The sequence below is a fragment of the bacterium genome (assembly GCA_020444325.1).
Taxonomy (GTDB): domain Bacteria; phylum Bacteroidota; class Ignavibacteria; order SZUA-365; family SZUA-365; genus BM516.
In genome coordinates this window covers 132,082-157,143 of sequence record JAHLLD010000008.1, presented here as the reverse complement: position 1 = coordinate 157,143, position 25,062 = coordinate 132,082, and the positions used below count along the sequence as shown (strand labels likewise).

The following is a 25,062-nucleotide window of genomic DNA, read 5'->3' as shown; positions in this document are numbered from 1 at the left end:
AGCGCTCCTTCATTATTGCGCCCGCATTCAGTATTATTCATGTTTCACCTCATCGTTACAGAGAGATCATGGAACGCTTCTTCATACTTGATGGCATGGCCATCGCCTACCGTGCGTATTTCGCGTTCATCAATCGTCCCCTGATAAATTCGAAGGGAATGAACACCAGCGCGATCTACGGGTTCGTCAGCACGCTGGAGAAAATCCTGACCGACGAGAAGCCGGAGCACATCGCCGTCGCCTTCGACACCGCCGCACCGACCTTCCGTCACAAACGCTATCCGGAATACAAGGCCACGCGGGAGAAAATGCCTGATGACATGGTAGAGCAGCTCCCCTACCTCAAACAGGTTGTCGAAGCGTACCAGATTCCCGTGCTCGAAATGCCGGGTTACGAAGCGGATGACATCATCGGCACACTCGCGCGCCGGGCCGAGAAGGAAAAACTGTTCTGCTGCCTGGTGACGCCGGACAAGGATTTCATGCAGCTGGTGACAGAGAATATTGTGCTTTACAAACCGGGAAAGGCGGGGGACAGCTATGACATCATCGATATCGCAGGCGTGAAGGAAAAGTTTGGTGTTGCGCCAGAGCAGGTGATAGACGTCCTCGGACTCATGGGCGACCAGTCTGACAACATTCCGGGCGTTCGGGGCATCGGTGAGAAAACCGCGATTCCCCTCGTGCAGCAGTTCGGCTCCATTCCGGCCCTCTACGAGCGCCTCGACGAAGTGACGAAAAAAGGCGTGCACAAGAAGCTCTCCGAGCAGCAGGAAGAGGCCATGCTCTCCCGCGAACTCGTGACAATCGATATCGATGTCCCTGTCGAGGTCGATCCCATGGATCTGCGCTTTACGGTGAAGGACAGTGCGCGGCTGCGTGAACTGTACACGGAACTGGAGCTCAAACGATTCCTCGACAGACTCGATGAGGAAAGCGACGGCGAAAGCGCAGGTGGGAGTATCGGCCTGCGGGATATCGAAAGCGTGGAGCATGAATACATCACGGTGACGGATACCGGCGCCCTGCAGGCGATGGTGAAGGAGATTGCGGCCGCCGATGAGTTCTGTTTCGATACGGAAACCAGTGGCACCAATCCGATGCTGTCGGAGCTGGTCGGACTCTCCTTTTCCGTGCGTCCCCATCACGGCTGGTATGTCCCGGTCAACGCTGAGCTCAGTCGTGACGAAGTACTCGAGGCCGTGCGCCCTCTGTTCAGCGGCACGCAGACGGTCATCGGACAGAACCTGAAATTTGACCTCCTCGTGCTGCGCAAATACGGTGTCGAAAGCATGCAGCCGCTGTACGACACCATGCTCGCCGCGTACATCCATCGTCCGGAAGGGGATCATTCCATGGACGCCCTGGCGCTGCAGCATCTGCAGTACCGGCCCGTATCCATCACGACGCTGATCGGGAAGGGTAAGGATCAGAAATCCATGGCCGACATCCCGCTCGAAGATGTGGCGCCGTACGCCACCGAAGATGCGGATATTACGCTGCAGCTTGCAGCCGCGCTGCGCGGAGAGATTCAGGAAACGGGACAGGAAAAGCTGCTTGACGAGATCGAGTTTCCCCTCGTCCATGTCCTCACCCGCATGGAACATCGCGGTGTGAAAATCGATACGGCGATACTGGAGGACATTTCTTCAGAGATGGAAGGACAGATTGAACATGCAACCGGCGAAATTCACTCGATGGCCGGTGAGGAGTTCAATATCAATTCCACGAAACAGCTCGGGCAGGTTCTTTTTGAGGAGCTGAATCTTCCGGCACGGAAGAAAACCAAGACGGGATATTCCACCGATGTGTCCGTCCTCGAATCCCTGCTCGGCACGCATCCGATCATTGAGCAGATTCTGCAGTACCGGCAGCTGACGAAGCTGAAATCCACCTACGTCGATGCCCTGCCCCGCCTGATCCATCCCGAAACGGGCCGCGTGCATACCTCCTACAATCAGGCCGTGGCCGCGACGGGCAGGCTCAGTTCCACCGACCCCAACCTGCAGAATATCCCTATCCGCACTGAGGCGGGCCGCGAAATCCGCAGGGCCTTCGTCGCCGAAGACAGCGGCGCGGTTCTGCTTTCCGCAGATTACTCCCAGATTGAGCTGCGGCTGGCCGCGGAGATTTCCGGCGATGAACACATGATCGAGGCCTTTGCCAGCGGCGAGGACATCCACAGCAGCACGGCTATGCGTCTTTTCGATGTCTCCGCCGGGGATGTCACTCCCGACCAGCGCCGCATGGCAAAAACTACGAATTTCGGGATTCTTTACGGGATCAGTGCCTTCGGACTGGCACAGCGCCTGGGTATCGACAACAACGATGCAAAGGAACTGATCGACCGCTATTTCGAGAAGTACCCACGTATCAACGACTACATCGCCAGCACCATCGGCTTCGCAAAGGAGCACGGCTACGTGGAGACGATGCGGGGACGCCGACGCTACATCCCTGACATCAACGCGAAAAACCGGAACGTGCGCATGTTCGCCGAGCGCACCGCCATCAACGCCCCCATCCAGGGCAGTGCAGCCGACATGATTAAAATTGCCATGATCAATATCGAAGCAGAAATGCGCAGACGTGAACTCATGAGCACTATGATCATGCAGGTGCATGACGAACTGGTGTTTGAAGTCCCGGAGGCAGAAGTCGAGGAAGTCCGCACCCTCGTGGTAGACCTGATGCGCAACGCGCTCGACCTCCGCGTGCCCATCGACGTCGAAGCAGGCACGGGAACGACCTGGCTGGAGGCACATTGATGAATCCGCGGAAGCAGCTTATTGGCATTCTCGCGCTGCTTGTGCTGTCGATCGTGTTCTGGGACTCCATCATCCTCATTCCGGTCAAGCTCTTCGTCGTGGTTCTCCATGAATGCAGCCATGCCCTTGCCGCAATCCTGACCGGCGGAAGTGTCGACCATATCGTGATTGACGCGCGCATCGGCGGCATGGCGGTCACCCAGGGTGGATGGCCCTGGCTCGTGGTATCGAGTGGATATCTCGGCAGCATGCTGCTCGGCGGCAGCATTTTCCTCCTCAGCCTGCGTCGGGGCAGCGCCGTCGCTGTCAGCATCGTCACAGGCGCCGCCCTGCTGCTCATAGCCGCCTTCTTTGTCCGTAATGCCTTCGGTCTTATTTTTACCCTGCTGGCAGGGAGCGCATTGCTCGCCGCGGCACGCTGGCTGCCTGAACGCTGGCTTCAGCTGACCGTACAATACCTCGGCGCCATGAGCTGCCTCTACGCGCTCGTCGATGTCAAGGAGGACTTGCTCACGCTGCAGGATCGGGTGACCGACGCCAGCATACTCGCTGGCATGACAGGAATTCCCGCCATTGTCTGGGGTGTGCTCTGGAGTGCGCTGGCCCTTCTGGTGTTCTCCCTCATCCTGCGTGCGGCCTGGCGCGGGACGGCGGGGCGCTCCCCTTCAGAACTGCCGCGGTCACATTGAACGCTCCGTAAGGACGGAATATGCACAAACTGCATATTTTTGGGCGGCACAATATGCAGAAACTGCATAATTCACGGCGCCGGTTTATGCAGAAACTGCATAATTCGTATGGCACAGCCTCGTAGAGGCGTCCTGGAAGCTCGAATGGCGCCAGCACTGACAATCACATCATCAAAGACACAATATTCATGACACCACGTATGACCGTCCGTTTCGCACCGAGTCCCACTGGCTATCTGCATGTGGGCGGCGCGCGCACCGCAATTTTCAACTGGCTGTTCGCCCGCAGTGCCGGGGGACGTTTTCTCCTGCGCATCGAGGACACAGACCGGCAGCGGAGCAGCGAGGAAATGACGCGGGAAATTCTCGGGGGATTGCACTGGCTGGGCGTTGAATGGGATGAGGAACCCGTGCTGCAGTCCACCCGTGCCGAACGCCATCGGGAAGAATGCCTCCGACTGCTCGCGGAAAACCGGGCGTACTGGTGCTATTGCAGCAGCGAAGATCTTGACGCGAAGCGTGCGGCTGCGGAAGCCGCGGGCGGCGCGTTCCTGTATGACGGACATTGCCGACATCTTACGCCGGAAGAGCGTGCGGAAAAGGAAGCCTCCGGGACCCCGAAAGTACTGCGTTTCCACGTCCCTGACGGCCGCACGGTGTTCAATGACATCGTCCATGACGAAACCTCTTTCAGCAACGAGGAAATCGACGATTTCGTGCTGCTTCGTTCGGACGGTTCGCCGACATATATGGTCGCGGTCGTGGTCGACGACCATGACATGGGGATCACGCATGTGCTGCGCGGCGACGACCATCTTTCCAACACGCCGAAGCAGGTGATGCTGTATCACGCACTGGATTATGAGACCCCGCAGTTCGGCCATCTCCCCCTGATACTTGGCGGGGATAAAAAGCGGCTGTCGAAACGGCATGGCGCCACCTCCGTCGGGGAATTTCAGCAGCGCGGCTACCTTCCCGAAGCCATGTTCAATTTCCTGGCCCTTCTCGGTTGGTCGCCCGGTGACGATCGCGAAGTGCTCTCACGCGAAGAACTGGTGGAAGCCTTCGATATCCGCCGCGTGCTCAAGAAAAGCTCCGTCTTTGACGAAGAGAAACTGATGTGGATGAACGGACAGCACATTCGCCTGCTCAACGACAGGGAACTGCTCGATCGCATTCTGCGTCACCGCCCTGATTCGCTCGACGACGTCGCGCGTGAGGATTTCACTCCCATTGTCCCGCTGATGAAAGAGCGCATGGCATTGCTGCCGGACTTCTTCACGAACGGCATGTATTTTTACCGCGATCCGGAAGAATACGACGAAGCCGGTGTGAGCAAACGGTGGAAAGCCGACACTCCGGCCACCCTCACTTCCCTGCTTCCGAAACTCGAAGAATGCGCATTCACTGCCGCGGCACTTGAAGAACTCATCCGGGCCCATGCCGAGGAACTCGAGATGGGGGCAGGAAAGCTCATTCACCCCATCCGCCTCGCCCTGACCGGCAGCACGGCATCACCGAGTCTGTTCGATATGATGGAAGTGCTGGGACGTGAAACCTGCCTGCGGCGGCTGCACCGGGCGTTGGAGCAAATCCATGTCCCTGCCCCCTGATTGTTTGCCTGTGATACGTCAATACAGTAGTTTGAGATAATGGAAAAGAAGCACTTCATACGGCTTCACAACGCAGTGTTTTACGGCTACCATGGCAATCACCATGAGGAGCGCCACCTCGGGGGACGCTTCCACATCGATGTGGACATGGAAACAGACATTACTTCCGCGGCGGAAAGTGACAGCCTCGAACGCACGGTGAATTACGAGGCTGTATACAATCTGATCGAAGACATTGTCACGAAACAGACGCATAAATTGATAGAGACCGTCGGGAAACGCATCGCGGATGCCATCCTTGCGGAATTCGTGGAAGTTCGCGGCGTCGTGGTGCGCGTACGCAAACCCGGCGTTCCCATCAAAGGCGTCATTGATTGCGTGGAAATTGAAGTCAATGAGCATCGCTGACCCCACAAGGGTCTTTCTCGGTCTCGGATCGAATATCGGCGATCGCAAGGGCTACCTGCGACTGGCGCTGACGCTGATCGCACAGCTCGAAGGTACCGAGATCGAACAGGCGTCCAGCATTTATGAAACGGAGCCCTGGGGCGAACCCGACCAGGACCCCTTCTACAACGCAGCGGCGGAAATTCGCACCACGCTTGCACCGGCCGAGCTGCTCAGAGCAGTAAAGGATATCGAGCTTCGTATGGGACGCGTTTCGACGCGCAAGAACGGGCCGCGTATCATTGACATTGATATTCTGCTTTACGCGGACAGCGTTCTCGACGAAGGGGACCTCTCCATTCCCCACCCGTTTCTCGCGCAGCGGAATTTCGTTCTCGAACCTCTTCGGGAAATCGCCGGCACGCTCCGGCATCCCGTCGAGCATCGGAGTATTGATGAGCTCGCCCGGCTGTGTAAAGACGGCGGAGAGATCAGAAACACCGGCGACATCCTGACCACAACGGGTTGACCTAAACGGAAACAGCATGCAACGAGACGTCCGATATATCGCTATCGAAGGAGTGATCGGGGCGGGAAAAACCAGCCTCGCACGCCTGCTGCATGAAAGGATGGGGGGACAGCTCGTCCTCGAAAAATTCGAGGAGAATCCTTTCCTCGAACGCTTCTACCAGAATCCTGAACGCTACGCTTTTCAGACCCAGCTATTCTTCCTTCTCACCCGCTTCAAGCAGCTGCAGACACTGGCGCAGCAGGAATTGTTCAGCGAATATCTGATTACCGATTATATTTTTGAGAAGGACAAAGTGTTTGCCCATCTCAATCTGCAGGATGACGAATTGCATCTCTATGACATGCTTGCGGCGAACATGGAAAAATCGCTGGCCAAGCCCGACCTCGTGGTCTACCTGCAGTCAAGCGTCGATCGCCTGATGCAGAATATCAGGCTTCGGGGGCGCGACTTCGAGCGCGCCATGTCACGGAAATACATTTCAGATCTGAACGACGCCTACAATTATTTTTTCTTTCGCTACAAATCGAGTCCGCTGCTCATCGTCAACGCCACGGAAATCGATTTTGTGAAGCATGAAGACCATCTCGACGAACTGATCCGGGAAATCACGAAGCCGGATCACGTTGCTGTCGAATATTATACTCCCATGTCACGCTTACCCCGGGATTCCTGATGCTGTTCCGTTTCATTTTCATTGCCATCATCAGCTGGCTGGTGTATTCACTCTTTCGCCGGCTCTTCGGGGGAAGTCAGCGTTCTTCCGCCAGCCGTGGCCCGTTTCAGCGTACGGCGCGCAAACGCCGTTTCGACGGTCAGGCGGTGGATGCGGATTTTGAAGAGCTCGACGACAGGAACAATGACGAATAGCGGCCCGCGTTGTCATGAAATTTCTTGAGAAATCCTTCAAACGCCTGCTTTTCGGATTCGTGCGCCTGTTCGTGCACGTCCGAAAGGTCACCACGGTGCCGAGGAACTCCGTCAAGAATATCCTCGTCGTCCGTCAGCATAATCAGCTCGGAGATATGCTCTGTGCTGTTCCTCTCTTCCGCGCACTGCGTACCACCTATCCCAATGCGCATATCGCCCTCCTTGCCAGGCCGCTGAACAGTGAAATACTTCGCGGCGCCCCGTTTCTCGATGAAATCATCGTCTACGACAAGAATAAATTCATCCGCTCCCCGTTTCAGGTCTGGCGCTTCGGGCGCGCTCTGCGCCGAAGGAAATTCGATTTGGCCATTACCCCTGCAACGGTGTCCATGTCCGTCACCAGCGACGTCCTGACATTCTTCTCGCGTGCTGACCGCCGTATCGGCCCCGGATCGCTCAACGGGAAAAGCAATCTTACCGCGTACTATTACAATGTGAAGGTCGATCTCGACTGGCGCCGCGATCCCACGCGGCATCAGACACAGCGCAATCTCGATATCGCAAGCATCCTCGTCCTCGACCCCGTGTCTCCCGAACTCGAAATAGGCCTCAGCGAGGAGGAAATCGCGCAGGGGAAAGAGACCATCATGCAGAAAAGCGGTGGACGCGACATCGTCATTGGTTTTCATCCCGGTGCGGCAAAAATCCCGAATCGCTGGGACGCCCTGCGCTTTGCTGAGATCGCGAACCGCTGCGCTGAAATCTACGGTGCGTTCATCGTCATCACCGCCGGTCCCGATGACGACGCTCCCTTGCACGAGATGACACTCAACATGCCGAATGCCTGCCTGATCATGCAGAATGAACCGATTCGCGACGTCGCCGCGGTGATCAGCAACTGTGACGTGTATGTCACGAATGATACGGGCATGATGCATGTAAGCGCCGGTGTCGGCACACCGACCCTCAGCCTCTTCGGTCCCACGGATCCCCTGCAATGGGCCCCGCTCGGAGACGCGCACCGTTTCATTCTCGGCCGCAATGGCAGCGTCGACACCATCCCCATCGAAAAAGTCTGGAAGGTACTGACCAACATGCTCCGCAGCATCCTCAGCCAGTCCACCACCCTGTTGGAGGACGAAGAGGAATATCAGGAACCCAGGCACTGAACGCACGAGAACATCCATGCCCGACAACATCCGCAAACTTGCTGCCATCGATCTCGGGACGAATTCTTTTCATCTCGTGATTGCCGACATCAAAAGCAACGGCAAGTTCACCATGCTCGGGAAGGACAAGGAGGTGGTACGCCTCGGGGAAGGGATGACGGATATGAAACATCTCGGCGAGGAGGCCATGGATCGCGCAGTCGATACGCTGCGGCGCTTCTCGCTGATCGCGCAAACGCACGGGGCACCCATTCGCGCGGTGGCTACGAGCGCGGTGCGTGAGGCACTGAATCGCGACGAGTTCCTCCGGCGTGTGCGTGACGAATTGCAGATCGAGATCGAAGTCGTCAGCGGCTACGAGGAAGCGCGTCTTATTTATCTCGGTGTTTTGCAGGCATTGCCGGTGTATAAGGAATCCACCCTGCTGGTCGATATCGGTGGCGGCAGCACGGAATTCCTTGTCGGCGAGGAAGGCAGCGTACATTACGCCAACAGCCTCAAGCTGGGCGCGGTGCGCCTGACCAGGCGCTACTTCAGTGGAAAGACACTGAAGAACAAGGATATTGACGCCTGCCGCGCTCACCTGATCGGCGCACTCGATCCTGTCGTCCGAGCCATAAAGAATCGTCCCCTCACCGCTGTGGTCGGCAGCTCCGGCACCATCCTGAATGTTGCCGGTATGATACTCGCCGCCCGGGGTGAGGAATTCAACCAGGATGAAGGGAATGTCACAATTGAGAAGAAGGACCTCAAGCGCATTACGAGTGACGTGCTTTCCAGGAAAACCGTGGGGTTACGCAGGGCAATACCGGGCCTGGATCCCGCACGTGCGGACATCATCGTGGCTGGCATCCTCATTCTTGAACAGGTGTTCGAACAGTTGAAACTCGACACAATGGTAACGAGCAAGTATGCCCTGCGCGAAGGCATTCTCCTCGATACACTGCAGAAACTGGTTGGCGAGGAACGCTCCGTCAACCATCTGACGGATATCCGGAAAGCCAGCATCTACCATCTCGCGGAATCCTGCCACTACGAAGCCCGACACGCTGCGACCGTCCGCAAGAACGCTCTTGCGCTGTTCGATCAGCTCCGGGAATTGCACGAACTGGGACACACTGACCGCGAGTATCTTGAAGCTGCCGCCGTACTGCACGACATCGGCTACCACATCTCGCATTCACAGCATCACAAACACAGCTACTACATCATTCGTCACAGTGAGCTGATGGGCTTTACGGACAGGGAAATCGAGATTGTCGCGAACATTGCCCGGTACCACCGCAAAAGCCATCCCCGCAGCAAGCACGAAGGCTTTCCCCGGCTCGTGGAAGAAGACCAGACCCGCGTGCGCAAACTCTCAGCGATGCTCCGGATCGCAGATGGACTCGACCGCCGGCACCGCGACATTTTCGCCAGTGTTCTCTGCGAGATCGGGAAAAAACATGTGACTATCTCACTGGGACTCAAAAGAGATACCGATTACAGCATCGAAGTCTGGGGTGCCGAACGCCGCAAAGAACTCTTTGAAGAAGTGTTCAGCAGAAAAGTCTCTATCATGGTCGAAACCGACACCTGACATCCTACAACGGATCTTTCCATCGTTCGATTTTTCCATCTTTCCATTTTTACCCCTCCATCCATCATTCCCCCTCCTTCCTTCTCACACATTTTTCCTATCTTGCACATTCACCATGTCTCACAAGCATCGACAGCAGATCCATGGTCGACGTGTATATTGAACAGCTCTCCGATCATGTCGGTGAGGAAGTCACCCTCAAGGGTTGGCTGTACAACAGCCGCGAAGGCGGGAAAATCGTTTTTCTCATTCTCCGTGACGGAACGGGACTCTGCCAGTGCGTGGTCACGCCCGACAGCGTCTCGGAAGCCGACTGGGAAAAAGCCAGGTCACTGACGCAGGAATCTTCCTTCATGGTGACCGGCAGTGTGCGCTCGGATGAACGTGCGCCGGGCGGTTTCGAGATGGATGTCACTGCGCTGGACGTGGTCACGATCGCTGAAGAATACCCCATCACCCCGAAAGAACACGGGATTGAATTTCTTGCCGACCGGCGCCATCTCTGGATTCGCTCCCGCAGACAGGTGGCGATCCTGCGCATTCGGCACAGTATTATCCGTGCCATACGCAATTTCTTCGATGACCGGGGGTTCGTGCTTTTCGACGCTCCTGTTCTTACACCAAACGCCGTTGAAGGAACGTCAACGCTGTTTGAGACTGAATATTTCAAACTCGGGAAAGCATATCTCACGCAGTCGGGTCAGCTCTACGGCGAAGCCGGCGCCATGGCGCTCGGGAAAGTCTACGTGTTCGGACCGACCTTTCGCGCGGAGGAATCGAAAACGCGCCGCCACCTGACCGAATTCTGGATGGTGGAACCGGAGATGGCCTGGTTCGATCTCGAGGACGACATGAACCTCGCCGAAGAATTCATTTCCCATATTGTCCAGACCGTGCTGAAGGAGCGTCCCGCTGAGTTGAAAGAACTCGGACGCGATCTTTCCGTGCTCGAGAACATCATGGCTCCTTTCCCGCGTCTCTCCTACGACGAAGCTGTGGAAATGCTGCACAGCGAAAAGACTGCGAAAATGGTCGATGAGAAACAGGCTTCCGCAGAAAAGGAACGCGGGGAATTGCTTGCAGAACTCGAAGACAACAAAGCGAAATACAATCAGGTCAAGCAGTGGCAGCGCAAGAAATTCGACAGCCGCGAAATCGAGATCAACAACCGCGTAGCGGAACTCGACGAATTGCTGCGCAACCTCCCGAAATGGAAGGAATCCGCCGCGAATTTCGAGCATGGCAATGACCTCGGCGGTAGCGACGAAACGCTGCTCACCTGGTACTTCGATCGTCCCGTCATCGTACATCGCTATCCCGCGGCCGTCAAGGCCTTCTACATGAAGCGGGATCCTGAAGACGAGAGCAAAGCACTTGCGATGGACGTTCTCGCACCGGAAGGATATGGTGAGATCATCGGCGGCAGTCAGCGTGAAGACAATCTCGACTACCTGCTCGAACGCATCGAAGAGCATCAGCTCCCGCAGGAAGTATTTGAGTGGTTCCTCGATCTACGGCGTTACGGCAGTGTGCCCCATGCAGGCTTCGGTCTCGGCGTCGAGCGCACCGTGGCATGGATCTGCGGCCTTGATCATGTGCGGGAAACCATCCCCTTCCCGCGGTTGATTCATCGCAACAAGCCGTAAACGAGTTTCTAGCGCAAGAGACATGAAGGGCGATGCTGTGCATCGCCCTTCATCCATATTATATCTTCTGTCGACTGACGATCAGGTCAGGGTAAGCAGGGTGATCTCCGGGGGACAGTTGATGCGGATGGGAATACCGACGGTGCCGATTCCACGCGTGATATACATCTGGGTGTCGTCATGCTCGTAGAGTCCTTCAATGTACCCGGAATACAGCGAAGCGATGGTCACCACAACGCCGAATGCACGCGCGAGCACGATCTGTCCCCCGTGCGTATGTCCGCTGACCATCAGATTGACTCCCCATTCCGATGCGTCCTCGAGGTAGTACGGTTTGTGGCAGAGCAGGATATTCGGAATACGGGGATCCAACCCATCTACCGCGGTTTTAAACTGGCTGTGAAAAGGATTTCCATCACTCACATCGTCGATGCCGATAAGGGCGAGCTGTTCCCCTTCGATATCGAGAACGGCATGTTCATTGCGCAGCATGTTCACGCCGGCGTGTTCCAGTTCATTGGAGACATGGTCTGCATCAGCGAAGTAGTCATGATTCCCGGTGCAGCCATAGACACCGTAGGGAGCCTTCAGATGACGAAACACATCGCATACAGGCTCGATCTCTTCGTTCTTGTTCTGAATGAAGTCTCCCGGCAGCAGTATGGCATCGGGCTTGAGCTTGTTGATATGTTTCACGTACGGCACCAGGTCTTTGCGCGACATGGTTGGACCGGAATGAATATCCGATATCATGGCGATGCGCGTACCGCGGAGTTTGTCCGGGAGCCCCGGCATGCGGATGGTTTTGTACACCACCTCGAAATCCGGCTCGCTTGCGATCTTGCCAAATGAAGGCCCACTGACTGAAATGACAGTGAGTCCAGTCAGACTCGTGCGAAGAAAGTCTCTCCGCCCCTGCTGAACGCCTCCGTCTGCATCGCTTCCAGCGCTGTCAGGCGTTGTGACGAGCTGTTTCTCTGCTTTTTGTTCTTCTATCATGCAATGATCCTTTTCCTAAAAAAAGCGGGCATCCTGTGATGCCCGTTTTCTTAACACGATAGTGTGCTGCAAAGTGCCGCTGAAGGTACCGGTACTGAAATCAGATGCGAACGACGACACCGATACCGATATTGAGCATATCGGTTTCCGACTGCTTGGCGTTCTCCTCACGAAGGATGGGGACATCATCCTCGTTCAGCTCAATGGATGTGGCATCGAAATATTTCGCCTCGCCCCCGTAGAGATAGCGCGCGCGCAGGTCGATAAGTACCTCTACACCCTGTCCAGTCTGGTTCGTCTCCCCACTGTACACGCGAAACATGATTCCACCGCCAGCGCCGTAGGAAAACGCGATATCGTCAAGATTCGTCGAGCCGGCGATTTCGCTGTCCTCGAAGCGCTCGTCTTCGACCTTGGACTCCGTCCAGAGGTACTTGAAGCCGGCCAGACCTTCGAAATACGGGCGAAATGCCCCATTCTGCGGCTGAACACGCAGGAAAAGATGTCCCAACGCGAGGTTGTTGCTGGTGGTGAGATCGACGTTCACGAGTTGTACTGTGCCGCTGAATGGTACGTTGAAGGTTTCACTGCCAAAGGAGGCAAATCCGAACGTACCGCCTGCAATGACGGGAAGATCAGGGATGACATAGCCGAGATCGAGGGTCAGTCCCACGCCGACATCATCGGTATTATCCTTGAAATCCGCCTGCGGAAGCGCAACGAGGAAATCGAGGCCGCCCTGAAACTGTCCGAGACGGAATTCCTGGGCCTGCACATGTGTCGTTAATAGTGCGGGGAACACGGCGAAGACAAGAAGGAGCGTAGAGACCTTGCGCATGGAATACCTGTATTGTGAAATGTTGTTGGAATGAAGCAAATATAGCATCGGAATCATTGAACTCATATCCTTCCTCGGCTGTGGACAACGATTTTCATTGCATACCGTTGTGCAGAACATGATCTTACATAATGGACGAATTCGTCCTTACTGATTGACAATATTTTTTCCTGGTGGAGATTTTTATGATGCGACTGTTTCAGTCTCCCGCTGTCGGATTCACAGCGTTGTATACGGGAGTGTTTGCCATTTTGTTTCTGTTCCAGTCGAGGCCGGATTTTCTTGTCTCGAGGACTTCATATGACATTGCGTCAACGGAACCTGCGAGAGAATCCGTAAAGATGCTTGAGTGGCATTATCTGCAGCGCACGTATGGAAACCCCGGTGTGAATGTGGACCGCAAAACCTGGGATGCCTGGGAAGACATCGCGTACTCGCCACAGTCCGCACTCATGAAGCCGTTCGCTACGACGTCAACGTGGCGTGCCGAGGGTCCGACCAATATCGGTGGACGTATGCGCGCGGTGACTTTCCATCCCACCGAAACCGAAACCATCTTCGCCGGCGGAGCCTCCGGAGGCGTGTGGCGCAGCACCGACCTGGGGCAGTCATGGACGGCTCTTTCGGATTTCGAGCCGCGCATCAACATCGGAGCACTGGCTATCGATGCTACCAATCCCTCCATCATCTATGCCGGTACCGGGGAACCCCTGCCCGGCGGCGCGGGACGCCGGAACGGTTCGCCGTTTTACGATGGCATCGGCGTGCTTCGCAGCGCCGACGGCGGTGACAACTGGGAACTGCTGCCCTGGTCAGGAAACAGTGCGGTTCACCGCATTGCTCTGCATCCCCATTCCTCCGACACCCTGCTCGTCGCTACACGCGACAATCTTTACAAGAGCACGGATGGCGGACAGAATTGGGGGAACGTCCTCAGCGGCGTCATATCGGACGTCGTGTATAAACCTGACAATCCCGGCATCGTGTACGCCGCGGTTGGTAACGATTACGGTGGCAGCGCCAACGGTATCTATGTCTCATACACTGGTGGAAGCCGCTTCAGCTGGCAGAAACTGGCCACCAATTTCGCCCCCGGCGATTCCTGCGGCCGCATTGTGATGAGCATTCCAACCTCGGACCCGGACCGGATTTACGCTGCCGTTGCAGCGAACAGGAACAGGCTCCCGGATTCGGATGCGGATTTCAAAGGCATCTTCGTTTCCCATGACGCAGGGCAGACCTGGGAAAGAAAGCTCTCGGCGATCAGCAATGGATTCACGAGGGGACAGGCATATTACGATCTCACTATCGCGGCGTCCCCCACCCAGCCCGACGTCGTCATGCTCGGCGGTATCGACATGTATCGCAGTACGAACGGTGGAGAAGGGTTCTCCAAGCAGTCCCGCTGGGAGCTGCGCGTCGTTGACCCGAACAGTCCCGCCTACGTTCACGCGGACCAGCACCATATCGCTTTCAAACCTGATGACCCCAACACCTTCATCGTCGGAAACGATGGGGGTGTATTCATCTCCACCAACCGGGGAGATACCTGGGAAGCGAGGAATGAAGGACTGGCGACCGTGCAGTTCTATGGCATCGCCTATGCCCCGTCCAATCCGTCACTGCTTTATGGCGGCACACAGGACAACAGTAACATGCGCCAGAAAAGTCCGGGTGAAACCGAGTGGGTTTACGTGGGTAGTGGTGACGGCGGGCGCATCGCGGTTGATCCGCAAAACAGCAATCTCATGTACTTCTGCATGAACAGTACTCCGTTCCGTACCTTTGACGGCGGGACGCTGATGGAGCCACTGACATCGGGGCTCGCCGGTTATCGCTTCAACTGGATTCGTCCGATGGTACTCGATCCAGACGGCGAGCGACTCTACACCGCAACGAATGAGGTCCATCGTCTCTCCCCTGCATCCAGTGCAACGAGCTGGCTGACTATCACGGTCAACAGCCTGACGAATGGTATCATTACCGATCTCGAAATTCCCGAACTCAATTCCCGTTTCATGTATGCTTCCACCAGTACGGGCGAAGTGTATTTCTGCCGCAATCTCATCGCGCTGGATACCGAATGGGAGGGTGAAGGAAATGGACTGCCGGGCCGCTGGGTCACGGATATTCATGTAGACTGGGGACAGCTGTACACGGTGTATGCATGCGTTTCCGGCTATGGAACGGGACACGCATTCAAATCCACTGATGGCGGAGACAACTGGACGGATATCAGCGGCGATCTCCCCAACATTCCGGCGAATACCATTATTCCTTCCCGCGTTGACAGCAATACCGTATTTCTCGCTACCGACCTCGGGGTCTGGTACACGACCAACGGTGGAACGAACTGGAAGCAATATGGCAATGGACTGCCGAATGTCGTCTGCTACGATATGCGTCTCACTCCGGAGAACAGGCTCGTGGTCGGTACCTACGGACGCGGAATGTGGTCGACCGATGGTCTCGTTTCCATCGACGCTCCCCGCCAGCAGCCGGAGGCGTTCTCCCTTGCCCCGAATTACCCCAACCCCTTCGGACCGGGTATCGCGGAAACGACCACATTGCGATTCAATCTCCAGAACACAGCTGAGGTCACTCTCCAGGTCTACGATGCTGCCGGCAAGCTGGTCGCCACGCCCGCCCAGGGAAGCTACCAGGCTGGCTCACACACCGCCAGCTTCCACGCAGGAACACTCCCGGCAGGAAGCTACTTCGCAGTGCTCCGTAGCGGTAACAGCAGCGTAACGCGCAAAATGCTGATTATTCGATAAGATTACGCCGTCAATCATAAGAGCTACGCAGATTTTCGCTGATTTGACACAGATTATCGCAGAGGAAGTTTTTTAATGCCTCACCTGCGATAATCTGCGTAACCTCAGCGAAAATCTGCGTTCCTCTTTTATTCTCTGCGTTGCTCTTTTTTATCCCTGGAATTTCTTTTTCAAATCGTCGAGAGAATGCTTTGCTTCCTCGCGGCGGGGACGTGGTTTTTTGGCGGTGTCCCCTTTTTTCATGGAAAGAGAGATGCGTCCGAGTTGCTCGTTGACTTCGAGAACGCGCACGCGGACAATCTGACCGACTTTGACGACTTCCTTTGGATCTCGCACGAAGCGGTCGGCCAACTGGGAAATGTGCACCAGTCCATCCTGATGCACGCCGATGTCCACGAAGGCTCCAAAATTCGCCACGTTTGTCACCACACCTTCAAGCTCCATCCCCGTGGAAAGATCGGAAATGGCGTTGATCCCCTCCTTGAACTCCGCCGTGCGGAAGCTGGCGCGCGGGTCACGTCCGGGCTTTTCGAGCTCGCGAAGGATATCCCGCAGGGTCGGAGCACCGACATCCTCGGTAACATAGCGACTGATGTCAATATCCTTGACCCGGGAGGCGATCTCCTCGATACGCTCAAGCGTCACGTCAAGATCTCTTGCGATGGTTTCGACGATATGATAACTCTCAGGATGGACAGCGGTATTATCGAGCGGCTGTTCTCCCTCGCGAATGCGCAGGAAACCCGCCGCCTGTTCGAACGCTTTCGGACCGAAACGCGGCACTTTGAGAAGGTCCTGCCTGCTGCTGAAGGCGCCATGTTCGTTGCGGTAGGTGACCACATTCTTTGCGACCGTGCTGCTTAGTCCCGCCACGTAGCTCAGCAGTTCCCTTGACGCGGTGTTGATATCGACACCGACGTAGTTCACGCAGCTTTCAACCGTTTCGTCCAGTTTCTTGCGCAGCAGACGCTGATCGACATCGTGCTGATACTGTCCCACACCAATGGACTTCGGGTCGATTTTCACGAGTTCGGCAAGGGGATCCATGAGCCTGCGTCCGATGCTGATTGCTCCGCGCACGGTCAGGTCGAGATCAGGGAATTCGTCAATGGCTACATCACTCGCAGAATATATCGATGCGCCGGATTCGTTGACCATGACTTTGACGGGACGCGGATCCATATCCGCAATAACCTCTGCAACGAACGCCTCGGTTTCTCTTCCCGCCGTGCCGTTGCCGATGGCAATCAGTTCCACCCCATACTCTTCGATCATGTTCTTCAGCGTCTGCACCGCCTCCATGCGCTTGTAGTCACCGGTATGCGGGAACACGGCATGGTACGCGAGGAATTTGCCGGTACGGTCGATTGCAACGACCTTGCAGCCCGTGCGGAAACCGGGATCGACGCCGAGGGTAGGCTTCATGCCGGCGGGAGCGGAAAGCAGCAATTCGCGGAGATTGACCTCAAACGTCTGGATGGACGCCATATCCGCTTCCAGCTTCTTGTCATAGCGTACTTCGCCGATCAGGGTGTTTTTCATGAGGCGGGTGAAGGCGTCATGAATCATGCTGTGGTAGAACTCGCGAATCTCACGGGCGCTGCTGTGCGAATTCTTTTCCTCGAGCCATGCGAGAAGACTTTCTTCCTCGAATTCCAGATCGAAAAACAGCACGCCCTCGGCCTCCCCGCGACGCAGGGCCAGCATGTTGTGTGACGCGATTTCACGTACCGGTACACGGTAGTCGCGATACATTTCATATTTGGTGCTCCCCTCGGCGTACTCCTCCTTGATCCGCGAATGGAAGATACCGCTGTTCATGAAGGTGGATCGAACATGGGCACGCAGTTCCGCGACTTCGGCCAGTTCTTCGGCGAGGATATCCGACGCGCCTGCAAGGGCATCCTCCACAGTTTCGACGCCTGCCTCCTCGTTTACGAACGCAGCTGCCTGCGAAGCGAGATCAGAGGTGCTGCAATCCGGATTGTTCATGGCGCGAATGCGCTCGGCCAATGGCTCGAGCCCCTTCTCCCGCGCCATGGTGGCGCGTGTTCTGCGCTTCGGCTTGTAAGGCAGGTACAGATCTTCGAGTTCCGTTTTCTGTCTGCATTCCTCGATAGATTTACGCAGTTCATCCGTCAGCTTGCCCTGCTCCTCGATAGACGACAGTACTGTTTGTTTGCGGTCTTCGAGTTCCGTCAGATAGGTAAAGCGATCAACCAGATCGCGGAGCTGTATTTCATTCAGCTCACCGGTGCGCTCCTTGCGGTAGCGCGCGATGAACGGTATGGTGCCGCCTTCCTCGAGAAGTGCGAGCGTATTTGTCACCTGCCAGGGCTGCAGGGAGAGTTCTTCGATCAGAAGTTCAGGTATATTCAACATGAATGATGTTCCCGGGAAGCATGAAAAAAACCTGTAGCTGTAAAAAATAGCATGCTGGCCGGCACACCTGCAAAAAGCAGTGCCGGGGACAAAAGCAAATTCCATGGAGCGTTATTGCAGAGATTCAGGCCAGCTGTCATCACTGTCCAGCTGCTGAAGACGATGCTCCGAGAGCTGCAGGGAGATGCGGGACGCGATGCCGCGCAGTTTTTCCTTCGGCAGCTTGCGGAATCGCAGGATAATCTGTCCCTCATCGCTTCCAGGAAAATCCTCTGTCAGCTGCATCGTGGCGACATGAATCACGAAACGACGGCGGAACCAGCCTTCACGGTACTCGAATTCGTCGATGTGTTCATACGGCACAAACAACTCCCGCACCCGCGACTTGAGCAGTCCCAGTACAGCGTCCTTGACACGGTATTCCAATCGAAGGCCCTCTGCGCCCACATGCAGGCGCCCATGTCCTTCTGCAAGACCATGATACACCTCAGGCAGCGTAAACGGAATACTGACGGACTTTGTACTCATGGTACGCAAGATAGCACCCGCGGGCGAAAGAAGCAGGGCTGCATGGGACATCTCCGCGCATTTTCGTAAGTTCCTGCACCATCTCGCCTGCAACAGCGACAGTATTGCACTCCTCCATGGAATCCTTCCTTCATACGCTTTTTGAACATCCCATACTCGGTGTTGTCCTGGTCAGTCTCATCGTCTCGCTGGTCTTCACCATTGTGCGCAAGCTTTTCAAAGTCGCTGTCGGACTCGCGGTTATCATTATTGCACTCGCCATAGTCATGCATTATTTCGGCTACGATTCGCTCCCGAAGGAGGGGAAAGAGGTGCTTCAAAAAGCCGAAGAAATGCTTCCGTAATATGAAAATCCCTTCGTCCGGCATGGACGAAGGGATTGCACTCTCCCTGAAACATACTTTCGCAGCGGCTCAGCCGAAGCTGCCGGTCACGTAGTCTTCCGTCTGCCGATGCGTAGGATCGGTGAAGATCTTCGACGTTTTATCCACTTCGATGAGCTTCCCCATATAGAAAAACGCGGTGTAGTCGCTGATACGTGCTGCCTGCTGCATATTGTGCGTGACGATGACGATGGTGTATTTCTCCTTGAGTTCATCGATCAGCTCTTCGATCTTCATTGTGGAAATCGGATCGAGCGCGGATGCAGGTTCGTCCATAAGAATCACCTCCGGCTCCACGGCCAGCGTCCGTGCAATACACAGGCGCTGCTGCTGTCCACCGGAAATGGAATTCCCCGGCTTGTTGAGAACATCTTTCACCTCATCCCACAGCGCAACCTTCCGCAGCGATTCTTCGGCGATGCGTGAGAGTTCTTTTCTATTGCGCATCCCGTTGAGCCGCAATCCTGCAACGACGTTTTCCTCGACCGACATGGTGGGAAAAGGATTTGGTTTCTGGAACACCATCCCCACCTTGCGGCGCAGCAGCACAGGGTCGTTACCCATGATGTCCTGGCCATCAAGATGAATGCTGCCGGTGATCGTGCCTCCAACCTCTTCGTGCATGCGGTTCAGGGATCGCAGAAACGTGGACTTCCCGCAACCCGACGGCCCGATGATTGCCAGCACCTTGTTCTTCGGAATGCTGAGCGTCACGTTGAAGAGTGCCTGCGTTTTCCCGTACCACGCATTGAGCCCGATGGCTTCCATTCGCGTGGTGAAGCCCGGCTCCGCCGGGATGTAAGGAGTACTGACCCGTTCGCTTTTCTGCATGATGTCGTACATGGTGTTATGCCGTATAGGTTTTTCGTGTCACAAGACGGAAAATGAGGTTCAGGGCGAAAACGATGACAATAAGAACGAATGATGCCGCCCATGCCTGCTGATTCCAGTCATCGAACGGCGCACGCGCGTAATCGTAAATGAATACGGTCATCGATGCGATCGGCTGATCCAGCGTGGTCGACCAGAAGCGGTTTCCCAGTGCGGTGAACAGCAACGGTGCCGTCTCTCCGATCGCACGCGCGATGGAAAGAAAGATGCCGGTAAAAATCCCCTTGAAGGCAGCGGGGAGGATGATGGAGACGGTGGTTTTCCACCGCGGAAGCCCGAGCGCCAGTCCCGCTTCGCGGAAGGATGATGGGACCAGCCGTATCATTTCTTCCGTTGTACGGGTAATGAGCGGGATCATGATGATTCCGAGTGCAAAACCACCGGCAAGGGCGGAAAAACGCTGCATCGGTATCACCAGTACGATGAAGGCAACGACGCCGATCACGATGGAAGGAATCCCGTTGAGTACTTCCGTGAGGAAGCGCACGGAACGTGCGAACCAGCCACGCTCCGTCTGTGCGAGGTAGACACCGGCCAGCAACCCGACGGGGATGCCGTACAGACTGCCCAGCGCAACCAGGATGGCACTTCCCACGATGGCATTCGCCATGCCGCCGCCCGATTCGCCAACGGGCTTGGGCATTTCCGTAAGGAGATCCCAGTTGATATAGTTGATGCCCTTGGACACCGTGTAGGTGAGAATAAGGACGAGAACGCCGATGACCAGAAGCAGGGATGTCCCTGTCAACAGCAGCATGGCGATGTTCTTGCTTTTTCGCCAGGTATACAGAGCGCCTGTATTCATCATGCCACCGCCGTAGAATATCGTTTTGTCATCCGCCAGACGATGGCGCGGGCGATGGCGTTGAGAATCAATGTCATCACGAAGAGCAGAAGCGCGATCTCAATCAGTGAACTGACGTAGAGCTTGCTCGTGGCTTCCGCAAATTCATTTGCCAGCACACTCGCCATCGTGTGTGCGGGATTGAGCAGGGAGACGGAGATGTCCGCACTGTTGCCGATCACCATTGTCACCGCCATGGTTTCTCCGACGGCACGTCCGAGTCCAAGCAGGGCCGCGCTCAGAATACCGGATTTCGATCCGGTGAGTACGATACGAATGGACTCCCAGCGGGTGGCACCGAGTGCCAGTGCTGCTTCCCGCTGTGAGTTCGGGATCGAGCGCATGACATCACGGGAGATGGATGTGATGATGGGCAGAATCATGATGGTGAGAATCAAAATGGCCGCCATCATGCCGAATCCGTAGGGTGCGCCCTCGAACAGCGGCATCCACCCGAACTCTTCCATGAGGAACGGCTGGATATCACTCTGCAGCCAGGGGATCATGACAAAGATGCCGAAGAGACCGTACACGATACTTGGAATGGCGGCGAGCAGCTCGACGAGCATCGACAGTGGCTGTTCCAGCCAGCCGGGTGCGAGTTCGGAAAGGAAGATGGCAACGCCAACGCTCAGCGGTACTGCGAGAAGCAATGCACCAAGTGAGGAAAACAGGGTGCCGTAAATAAATGGAAGCGCACCGAAGAGATTATTGACCGGGTCCCAATCTGAACTGGTGATGAAGCCAAAGCCAAACTCCTTTATGGCGGGCAGGGATTGGACGGTCATCTCGTATACCATCAGGAAAACGAGCGCGAGGACCAGAAACGCAAAGAAGCGGGTGACATTTTCAAATATGAAATCACCCGGATTCGTGCGGATCAGGCCACGAAAAGAGAACGAACGGGCAGCCGGACTCCCGTCCTGCTGCCCTGCACGTTCATCAGTTTTATTGTTCATTGACTGCGGCATGTTATTTCGTGGAGATCTTGGCGACCTGCTTCTTGCACATTGCTACAATTTCCTTGGGAAGTGGAGCGTAGTAAAGGTCCTCCGCGTAGGATTCGCCCTCATCCAGTGCCCAGGTAACGAAATCCTTCAGTGCTTTTGCCTTCCGCTTGTCCTTCATGTCCTGATAAATCAGCAGCCAGGTCAGCCCGGCGATCGGATAGGAGTCCTTGCCTCCGGCGTTGACGATGGAGACACGAAGATCGGAGGGCATGTCCTTGACAAATCCTGCCGCTGCAGCGGATACCGCCTTGAACGTCGGCTTCACATACTTTCCGGCCTTGTTCTTGAGCGAGGCGTAGGAAAGTTTGTTCTGCACTGCGTATGCGAGTTCCACATATCCGATGGCACCCTCGGTCTGCTTGACAAGACCGGCGACGCCGTCATTCCCCTTACCACCGAGCCCGATCGGCCAGTTCACGGCTTTGCCGACACCGACTTTTTTGTTCCACGTCTTGCTGACTTTGCTGAGATAGTCGGTAAAAATATTCGTGGTGCCACTGCCATCGGAGCGATGGACTACCAGAATGGCGCGACTGGGCAGCTTCTTCCCCTTGTTGATCTTCTTGATGCGGCTGTCATTCCACATCTTGATCTTTCCGAGGAAAATGTCCGCCAGCACATCCGGCGTCAGGCGCAGGCCCGATCCGACGGACGGCAGATTATAGGAGATCACCACGGCACCCATGACCGTGGGAATATGCAACACGGCGGTGCCGCGTTTTTTCTTGATGTCACTCAACTGCTTATTGCTGAGGAACGCATCGGAGGCGCCGAAATCAACAGTACCTTCGGTCACCTGGCGAATGCCACCACCACTGCCGATGGCCTGGTAGTTGAATTGAATACCCGTCTTCTTGTGGTAAAGATCGAACCACTTCGAGTAGATGATGTACGGGAAGGTCGCACCGGCTCCGTTGAGCTTCACCTGTGCCTGCGCCTGCGTACCGAGCGAGAGCAGCGTCCCCAGGATGATTGCGGCAGCGATGAATTTGCCTTTCATGAAAGTCTCCATTCGTAGATGTGTAATAGTATGCTTATTCATAGGATCGTGATCAGAATTTCCAGAGGAAGGTCACACGCGGAATAACATCGCTGTTCTCCATACCTTCGCGGCTGAGAACCTCGACGCCCGGCATGAAACTCACGTTCGAGGCAGCCCGGTAGTCAAGCGCGGCCAGCAGAAGCGAACGCACATCGTCGCCACGGTCAGCGTCGGCGTTCGGGTCATACGTATCGTAGCGGCCTACGAGACGGAAGTCTTCGCTCAGCGCCACCCATGCAAAGGCTGAAACGCCGAACCCTGCCTGTGCAGTCAGCTCCTCACCGGAGGCGGCGTAATAATTATTCGCATGACTCTTGTAGAAGCCTTCGACACCGACGGAGAAACTGTCCTTTACTTTGTAGTTGACAAAACCCGCTGTTACGAGCGCGCCATTGTCTTTCATCGTATTGGAGATGGAATCAGACACCTGAGGACTGGAGGCATAGTCAGCGTAGAGCGTGAACTGGAACTCATCGGTGGGTTTGACCTGCACCATGCCGTAATACCGTTTGTACTTGTCGGTCTCAGGCGTGTTACCGGAATTGTTACCAAATTTCAACCAGTAGCGGACCATGCCGCTTCCATCCAATTTGCCCTTGAGGTCAATACCAAGATCGCGTGAGGAGACGACCTTGTTCAGGTCCATGATCGTTTTCTCCAGTGCGCGATACCCCCAGGCATCTTCCGAAACACTGAAAGCAGGGGTCGGCGACATACCAACAACGAGATCGGAACCCGCAAAAACGCCCTTCCATTTCAAAAACGCGTCCTTGACAAAAACGCTGATTTTTCCATTTGAAGCCTTCGCGGACTGATCTGCTTCGAGACGGAAGCGCGTCGAGAACGTGGAGTTGATCGCATAGTCGGTCGTTATATAAATACGGCGAAACTGCACACCGTTCATATCCTTGTCCGCCTCATCCATAGCGTCCATGTAATAGAAAAAGTCTCCAAACATCAGACCGCTTAATTTGACGGGACCTACGGCCCCTGCGGCGGCATTGTCCTGCTTCTCCTTGCCAGAATCCTGGGCGTTGACACCAGAAACAAACAGTACAACAAACAGTGAGAGCAGCGCGGCAGTACGCACAGTTTTCATTTTCAGATTCCTCGATGGTTATTTCATTGTGCGTGATATGAGCAGTATCACGCAGATAATGCAATCTACCGGCTGTTTGTTACGATACTGTTAGCCTGCTGTTTTGATTGTGTATGGATGTTTGAGGTATGTGAATCCCTCAAAACAGCACCGATTGGCACTATTCTGAGTTCGAGTACAAGATGTGCATTATCAGGTTTCCCCACCTGTCCATCTGATTCCAGCCCCCCGGAAGCTTCCCGGCTCGATTTACTCCCGTTGACAGATTGCAGTGGTATCCTCCCTTGCGCTGCCCTGCTCTCTGTCAGTCACACGCGAAGTCAGGCACCGTCGGTTTTACCGAAACCCTTGTGCTTGACAATTTTTGCGTCCGATACAAAAACGGCCTCTTCCGAGATATTCGTCGCTTCGTCCGCGATGCGCTCAAGATTGCGGGAGACGAGAAGAAGATGGCTTGCCGCTTCAACATTATCGGGCGACTCTTTCATTAGTCCAATAAGCACGTCGAAGTTCTGAAGATCAAACGCATCGATGACATTGTCTCGCACAGCGACGCTATGCGCCTTCGCCACGTCGAGCTCGGCGAATGCATCAATGCTGTCCCGCAGCATCTCGGCGGCCACGTGCCCCATCTCCAGTACCTTTGTCTGTGCAACAAGTTCGGCATGCAGAGACAGCGCGTCGATGCGCTCCGCGATGTTCACCGCGGCATCCCCCATGCGTTCAAGGTTCCGGTTGACCGAAAGCGCCGAGAGCACTGTTCGCAGGTCCACTGCCACCGGCTGCTGCAAAGCGAGGAGGCGCATGCAGTGTTTTTCGATCTTGGTGTCATACAGATCCACTTTGTCATCACCATCGATGACCTGTGCGGCAAGTTCCGTGTCGCAGTTTTGCAGAGCACGGACAGCGTCCTTCACCTGCTGCTCGACGAGTACTGACATTTTTCGTATCCGTTTCGACAGTTTATCCAACTCTTCGTCGAAGCGTTTCAGTATATGTTCATTCATGACTTTCTCTGC

22 protein-coding genes are annotated in these 25,062 nt (G+C 55.5%); 12 read left to right on the top strand and 10 right to left on the bottom strand.

Translation table 11 applies throughout. The annotated features are described in order from the left end of the window. Window positions 1-68: 68 nt before the first annotated feature. The 10 genes from polA (at window position 69) to KQI65_11905 (ending at window position 11,250) form a co-directional block, all read left to right on the top strand. Window positions 69-2,768: a DNA polymerase I gene (gene polA / locus KQI65_11950; GenBank protein MCB2205452.1), complete on the top strand. Its 2,700-nt coding sequence runs from the start codon at window positions 69-71 to the stop codon at window positions 2,766-2,768. Beyond that, window positions 2,768-3,457, top strand: a complete 690-nt coding sequence (locus KQI65_11945) for a M50 family metallopeptidase (GenBank protein ID MCB2205451.1) — start codon at window positions 2,768-2,770, stop codon at window positions 3,455-3,457. Before polA ends, KQI65_11945 begins: the two co-directional genes overlap by 1 nt. Window positions 3,458-3,657: 200 nt before the next feature. Then, window positions 3,658-5,070, top strand: coding sequence for a glutamate--tRNA ligase (gene gltX / locus KQI65_11940; protein MCB2205450.1), 1,413 nt, complete (start codon window positions 3,658-3,660; stop codon window positions 5,068-5,070). A gap of 39 nt (window positions 5,071-5,109) precedes the next feature. Further along, a complete protein-coding gene (folB, locus tag KQI65_11935) occupies window positions 5,110-5,478 on the top strand; it encodes a dihydroneopterin aldolase (GenBank protein MCB2205449.1) in 369 nt (122 codons plus the stop codon). Beyond that, window positions 5,465-5,986: a 2-amino-4-hydroxy-6-hydroxymethyldihydropteridine diphosphokinase gene (gene folK / locus KQI65_11930; GenBank protein MCB2205448.1), complete on the top strand. Its 522-nt coding sequence runs from the start codon at window positions 5,465-5,467 to the stop codon at window positions 5,984-5,986. The genes folB and folK overlap by 14 nt, the downstream gene beginning before the upstream one ends. Window positions 5,987-6,002: 16 nt before the next feature. Next, a complete protein-coding gene (locus KQI65_11925) occupies window positions 6,003-6,662 on the top strand; it encodes a deoxynucleoside kinase (protein ID MCB2205447.1) in 660 nt (219 codons plus the stop codon). Beyond that, entirely contained in the window at window positions 6,662-6,856 is a 195-nt protein-coding gene (locus KQI65_11920) for a hypothetical protein (GenBank protein MCB2205446.1), read from the top strand. The genes KQI65_11925 and KQI65_11920 overlap by 1 nt, the downstream gene beginning before the upstream one ends. A gap of 14 nt (window positions 6,857-6,870) precedes the next feature. Then, on the top strand, window positions 6,871-8,025 hold the full coding sequence (locus KQI65_11915; protein MCB2205445.1) for a glycosyltransferase family 9 protein: 1,155 nt from the start codon (window positions 6,871-6,873) through the stop codon (window positions 8,023-8,025). A gap of 16 nt (window positions 8,026-8,041) precedes the next feature. Beyond that, window positions 8,042-9,604 carry a Ppx/GppA family phosphatase gene (locus tag KQI65_11910; GenBank protein ID MCB2205444.1) on the top strand — a complete coding sequence of 521 codons (1,563 nt, stop codon included), beginning with the start codon at window positions 8,042-8,044 and terminating at the stop codon, window positions 9,602-9,604. A gap of 143 nt (window positions 9,605-9,747) precedes the next feature. Continuing rightward, entirely contained in the window at window positions 9,748-11,250 is a 1,503-nt protein-coding gene (locus KQI65_11905; GenBank protein MCB2205443.1) for an asparagine--tRNA ligase, read from the top strand. 81 nt (window positions 11,251-11,331) lie between these two features. On the opposite strand, the gene KQI65_11900 is transcribed toward KQI65_11905, so the two are convergent. Both KQI65_11900 and KQI65_11895 read right to left on the bottom strand, forming a co-directional pair. Next, entirely contained in the window at window positions 11,332-12,249 is a 918-nt protein-coding gene (locus KQI65_11900; GenBank protein ID MCB2205442.1) for a metallophosphoesterase, read from the bottom strand. A 100-nt stretch (window positions 12,250-12,349) separates the two neighbouring features. Then, window positions 12,350-13,087 carry a hypothetical protein gene (locus KQI65_11895; GenBank protein MCB2205441.1) on the bottom strand — a complete coding sequence of 246 codons (738 nt, stop codon included), beginning with the start codon at window positions 13,085-13,087 and terminating at the stop codon, window positions 12,350-12,352. A 341-nt stretch (window positions 13,088-13,428) separates the two neighbouring features. On the opposite strand from KQI65_11895, the gene KQI65_11890 reads away from it, so the two are divergent. Then, complete coding sequence (locus tag KQI65_11890; GenBank protein MCB2205440.1) at window positions 13,429-15,864, top strand: T9SS type A sorting domain-containing protein; 2,436 nt, start codon at window positions 13,429-13,431, stop codon at window positions 15,862-15,864. Between the two features lie 150 nt (window positions 15,865-16,014). Here KQI65_11890 and KQI65_11885 read toward each other — a convergent pair whose 3' ends face one another. Both KQI65_11885 and KQI65_11880 read right to left on the bottom strand, forming a co-directional pair. Continuing rightward, window positions 16,015-18,246 carry an RNA-binding transcriptional accessory protein gene (locus KQI65_11885; protein ID MCB2205439.1) on the bottom strand — a complete coding sequence of 744 codons (2,232 nt, stop codon included), beginning with the start codon at window positions 18,244-18,246 and terminating at the stop codon, window positions 16,015-16,017. Window positions 18,247-18,357: 111 nt separating this feature from the next. Beyond that, entirely contained in the window at window positions 18,358-18,774 is a 417-nt protein-coding gene (locus tag KQI65_11880) for a hypothetical protein (protein MCB2205438.1), read from the bottom strand. A 116-nt stretch (window positions 18,775-18,890) separates the two neighbouring features. Between KQI65_11880 and KQI65_11875 the strand changes: the two genes are divergently transcribed. Continuing rightward, window positions 18,891-19,118 carry a hypothetical protein gene (locus KQI65_11875; GenBank protein MCB2205437.1) on the top strand — a complete coding sequence of 76 codons (228 nt, stop codon included), beginning with the start codon at window positions 18,891-18,893 and terminating at the stop codon, window positions 19,116-19,118. 69 nt (window positions 19,119-19,187) lie between these two features. On the opposite strand, the gene pstB is transcribed toward KQI65_11875, so the two are convergent. The 6 genes from pstB to phoU all read right to left on the bottom strand — a co-directional run bounded on the left by pstB (window position 19,188) and on the right by phoU (window position 25,050). Beyond that, window positions 19,188-19,988: a phosphate ABC transporter ATP-binding protein gene (gene pstB / locus KQI65_11870; protein MCB2205436.1), complete on the bottom strand. Its 801-nt coding sequence runs from the start codon at window positions 19,986-19,988 to the stop codon at window positions 19,188-19,190. Between the two features lie 16 nt (window positions 19,989-20,004). After that, window positions 20,005-20,856, bottom strand: a complete 852-nt coding sequence (gene pstA / locus KQI65_11865) for a phosphate ABC transporter permease PstA (GenBank protein MCB2205435.1) — start codon at window positions 20,854-20,856, stop codon at window positions 20,005-20,007. Beyond that, the gene (gene pstC / locus KQI65_11860; protein MCB2205434.1) at window positions 20,853-21,851 is read right to left on the bottom strand and encodes a phosphate ABC transporter permease subunit PstC; all 999 of its coding nucleotides are present in this window, start codon (window positions 21,849-21,851) and stop codon (window positions 20,853-20,855) included. The genes pstA and pstC overlap by 4 nt, the downstream gene beginning before the upstream one ends. Before the next feature lie 13 nt (window positions 21,852-21,864). Next, window positions 21,865-22,914 carry a phosphate ABC transporter substrate-binding protein PstS gene (gene pstS, locus KQI65_11855; GenBank protein MCB2205433.1) on the bottom strand — a complete coding sequence of 350 codons (1,050 nt, stop codon included), beginning with the start codon at window positions 22,912-22,914 and terminating at the stop codon, window positions 21,865-21,867. A 40-nt stretch (window positions 22,915-22,954) separates the two neighbouring features. Beyond that, window positions 22,955-24,043 carry a hypothetical protein gene (locus KQI65_11850; protein MCB2205432.1) on the bottom strand — a complete coding sequence of 363 codons (1,089 nt, stop codon included), beginning with the start codon at window positions 24,041-24,043 and terminating at the stop codon, window positions 22,955-22,957. A 320-nt stretch (window positions 24,044-24,363) separates the two neighbouring features. After that, window positions 24,364-25,050, bottom strand: coding sequence for a phosphate signaling complex protein PhoU (phoU, locus tag KQI65_11845; GenBank protein ID MCB2205431.1), 687 nt, complete (start codon window positions 25,048-25,050; stop codon window positions 24,364-24,366). Between the last annotated feature and the right edge of the window lie 12 nt (window positions 25,051-25,062).

Coding starts and splice junctions, on each gene's coding strand:
- polA (MCB2205452.1), top strand. CDS start 69: ATGGAACGCTTCTTCATACTTGATGGCATGGCCATCGCCTACCGTGCG.
- KQI65_11945 (MCB2205451.1), top strand. CDS start 2,768: ATGAATCCGCGGAAGCAGCTTATTGGCATTCTCGCGCTGCTTGTGCTG.
- gltX (MCB2205450.1), top strand. CDS start 3,658: ATGACCGTCCGTTTCGCACCGAGTCCCACTGGCTATCTGCATGTGGGC.
- folB (MCB2205449.1), top strand. CDS start 5,110: ATGGAAAAGAAGCACTTCATACGGCTTCACAACGCAGTGTTTTACGGC.
- folK (MCB2205448.1), top strand. CDS start 5,465: ATGAGCATCGCTGACCCCACAAGGGTCTTTCTCGGTCTCGGATCGAAT.
- KQI65_11925 (MCB2205447.1), top strand. CDS start 6,003: ATGCAACGAGACGTCCGATATATCGCTATCGAAGGAGTGATCGGGGCG.
- KQI65_11920 (MCB2205446.1), top strand. CDS start 6,662: ATGCTGTTCCGTTTCATTTTCATTGCCATCATCAGCTGGCTGGTGTAT.
- KQI65_11915 (MCB2205445.1), top strand. CDS start 6,871: ATGAAATTTCTTGAGAAATCCTTCAAACGCCTGCTTTTCGGATTCGTG.
- KQI65_11910 (MCB2205444.1), top strand. CDS start 8,042: ATGCCCGACAACATCCGCAAACTTGCTGCCATCGATCTCGGGACGAAT.
- KQI65_11905 (MCB2205443.1), top strand. CDS start 9,748: ATGGTCGACGTGTATATTGAACAGCTCTCCGATCATGTCGGTGAGGAA.
- KQI65_11900 (MCB2205442.1), bottom strand. CDS start 12,249: ATGATAGAAGAACAAAAAGCAGAGAAACAGCTCGTCACAACGCCTGAC.
- KQI65_11895 (MCB2205441.1), bottom strand. CDS start 13,087: ATGCGCAAGGTCTCTACGCTCCTTCTTGTCTTCGCCGTGTTCCCCGCA.
- KQI65_11890 (MCB2205440.1), top strand. CDS start 13,429: ATGCTTGAGTGGCATTATCTGCAGCGCACGTATGGAAACCCCGGTGTG.
- KQI65_11885 (MCB2205439.1), bottom strand. CDS start 18,246: ATGTTGAATATACCTGAACTTCTGATCGAAGAACTCTCCCTGCAGCCC.
- KQI65_11880 (MCB2205438.1), bottom strand. CDS start 18,774: ATGAGTACAAAGTCCGTCAGTATTCCGTTTACGCTGCCTGAGGTGTAT.
- KQI65_11875 (MCB2205437.1), top strand. CDS start 18,891: ATGGAATCCTTCCTTCATACGCTTTTTGAACATCCCATACTCGGTGTT.
- pstB (MCB2205436.1), bottom strand. CDS start 19,988: ATGCAGAAAAGCGAACGGGTCAGTACTCCTTACATCCCGGCGGAGCCG.
- pstA (MCB2205435.1), bottom strand. CDS start 20,856: ATGATGAATACAGGCGCTCTGTATACCTGGCGAAAAAGCAAGAACATC.
- pstC (MCB2205434.1), bottom strand. CDS start 21,851: ATGAACAATAAAACTGATGAACGTGCAGGGCAGCAGGACGGGAGTCCG.
- pstS (MCB2205433.1), bottom strand. CDS start 22,914: ATGGAGACTTTCATGAAAGGCAAATTCATCGCTGCCGCAATCATCCTG.
- KQI65_11850 (MCB2205432.1), bottom strand. CDS start 24,043: ATGAAAACTGTGCGTACTGCCGCGCTGCTCTCACTGTTTGTTGTACTG.
- phoU (MCB2205431.1), bottom strand. CDS start 25,050: ATGAATGAACATATACTGAAACGCTTCGACGAAGAGTTGGATAAACTG.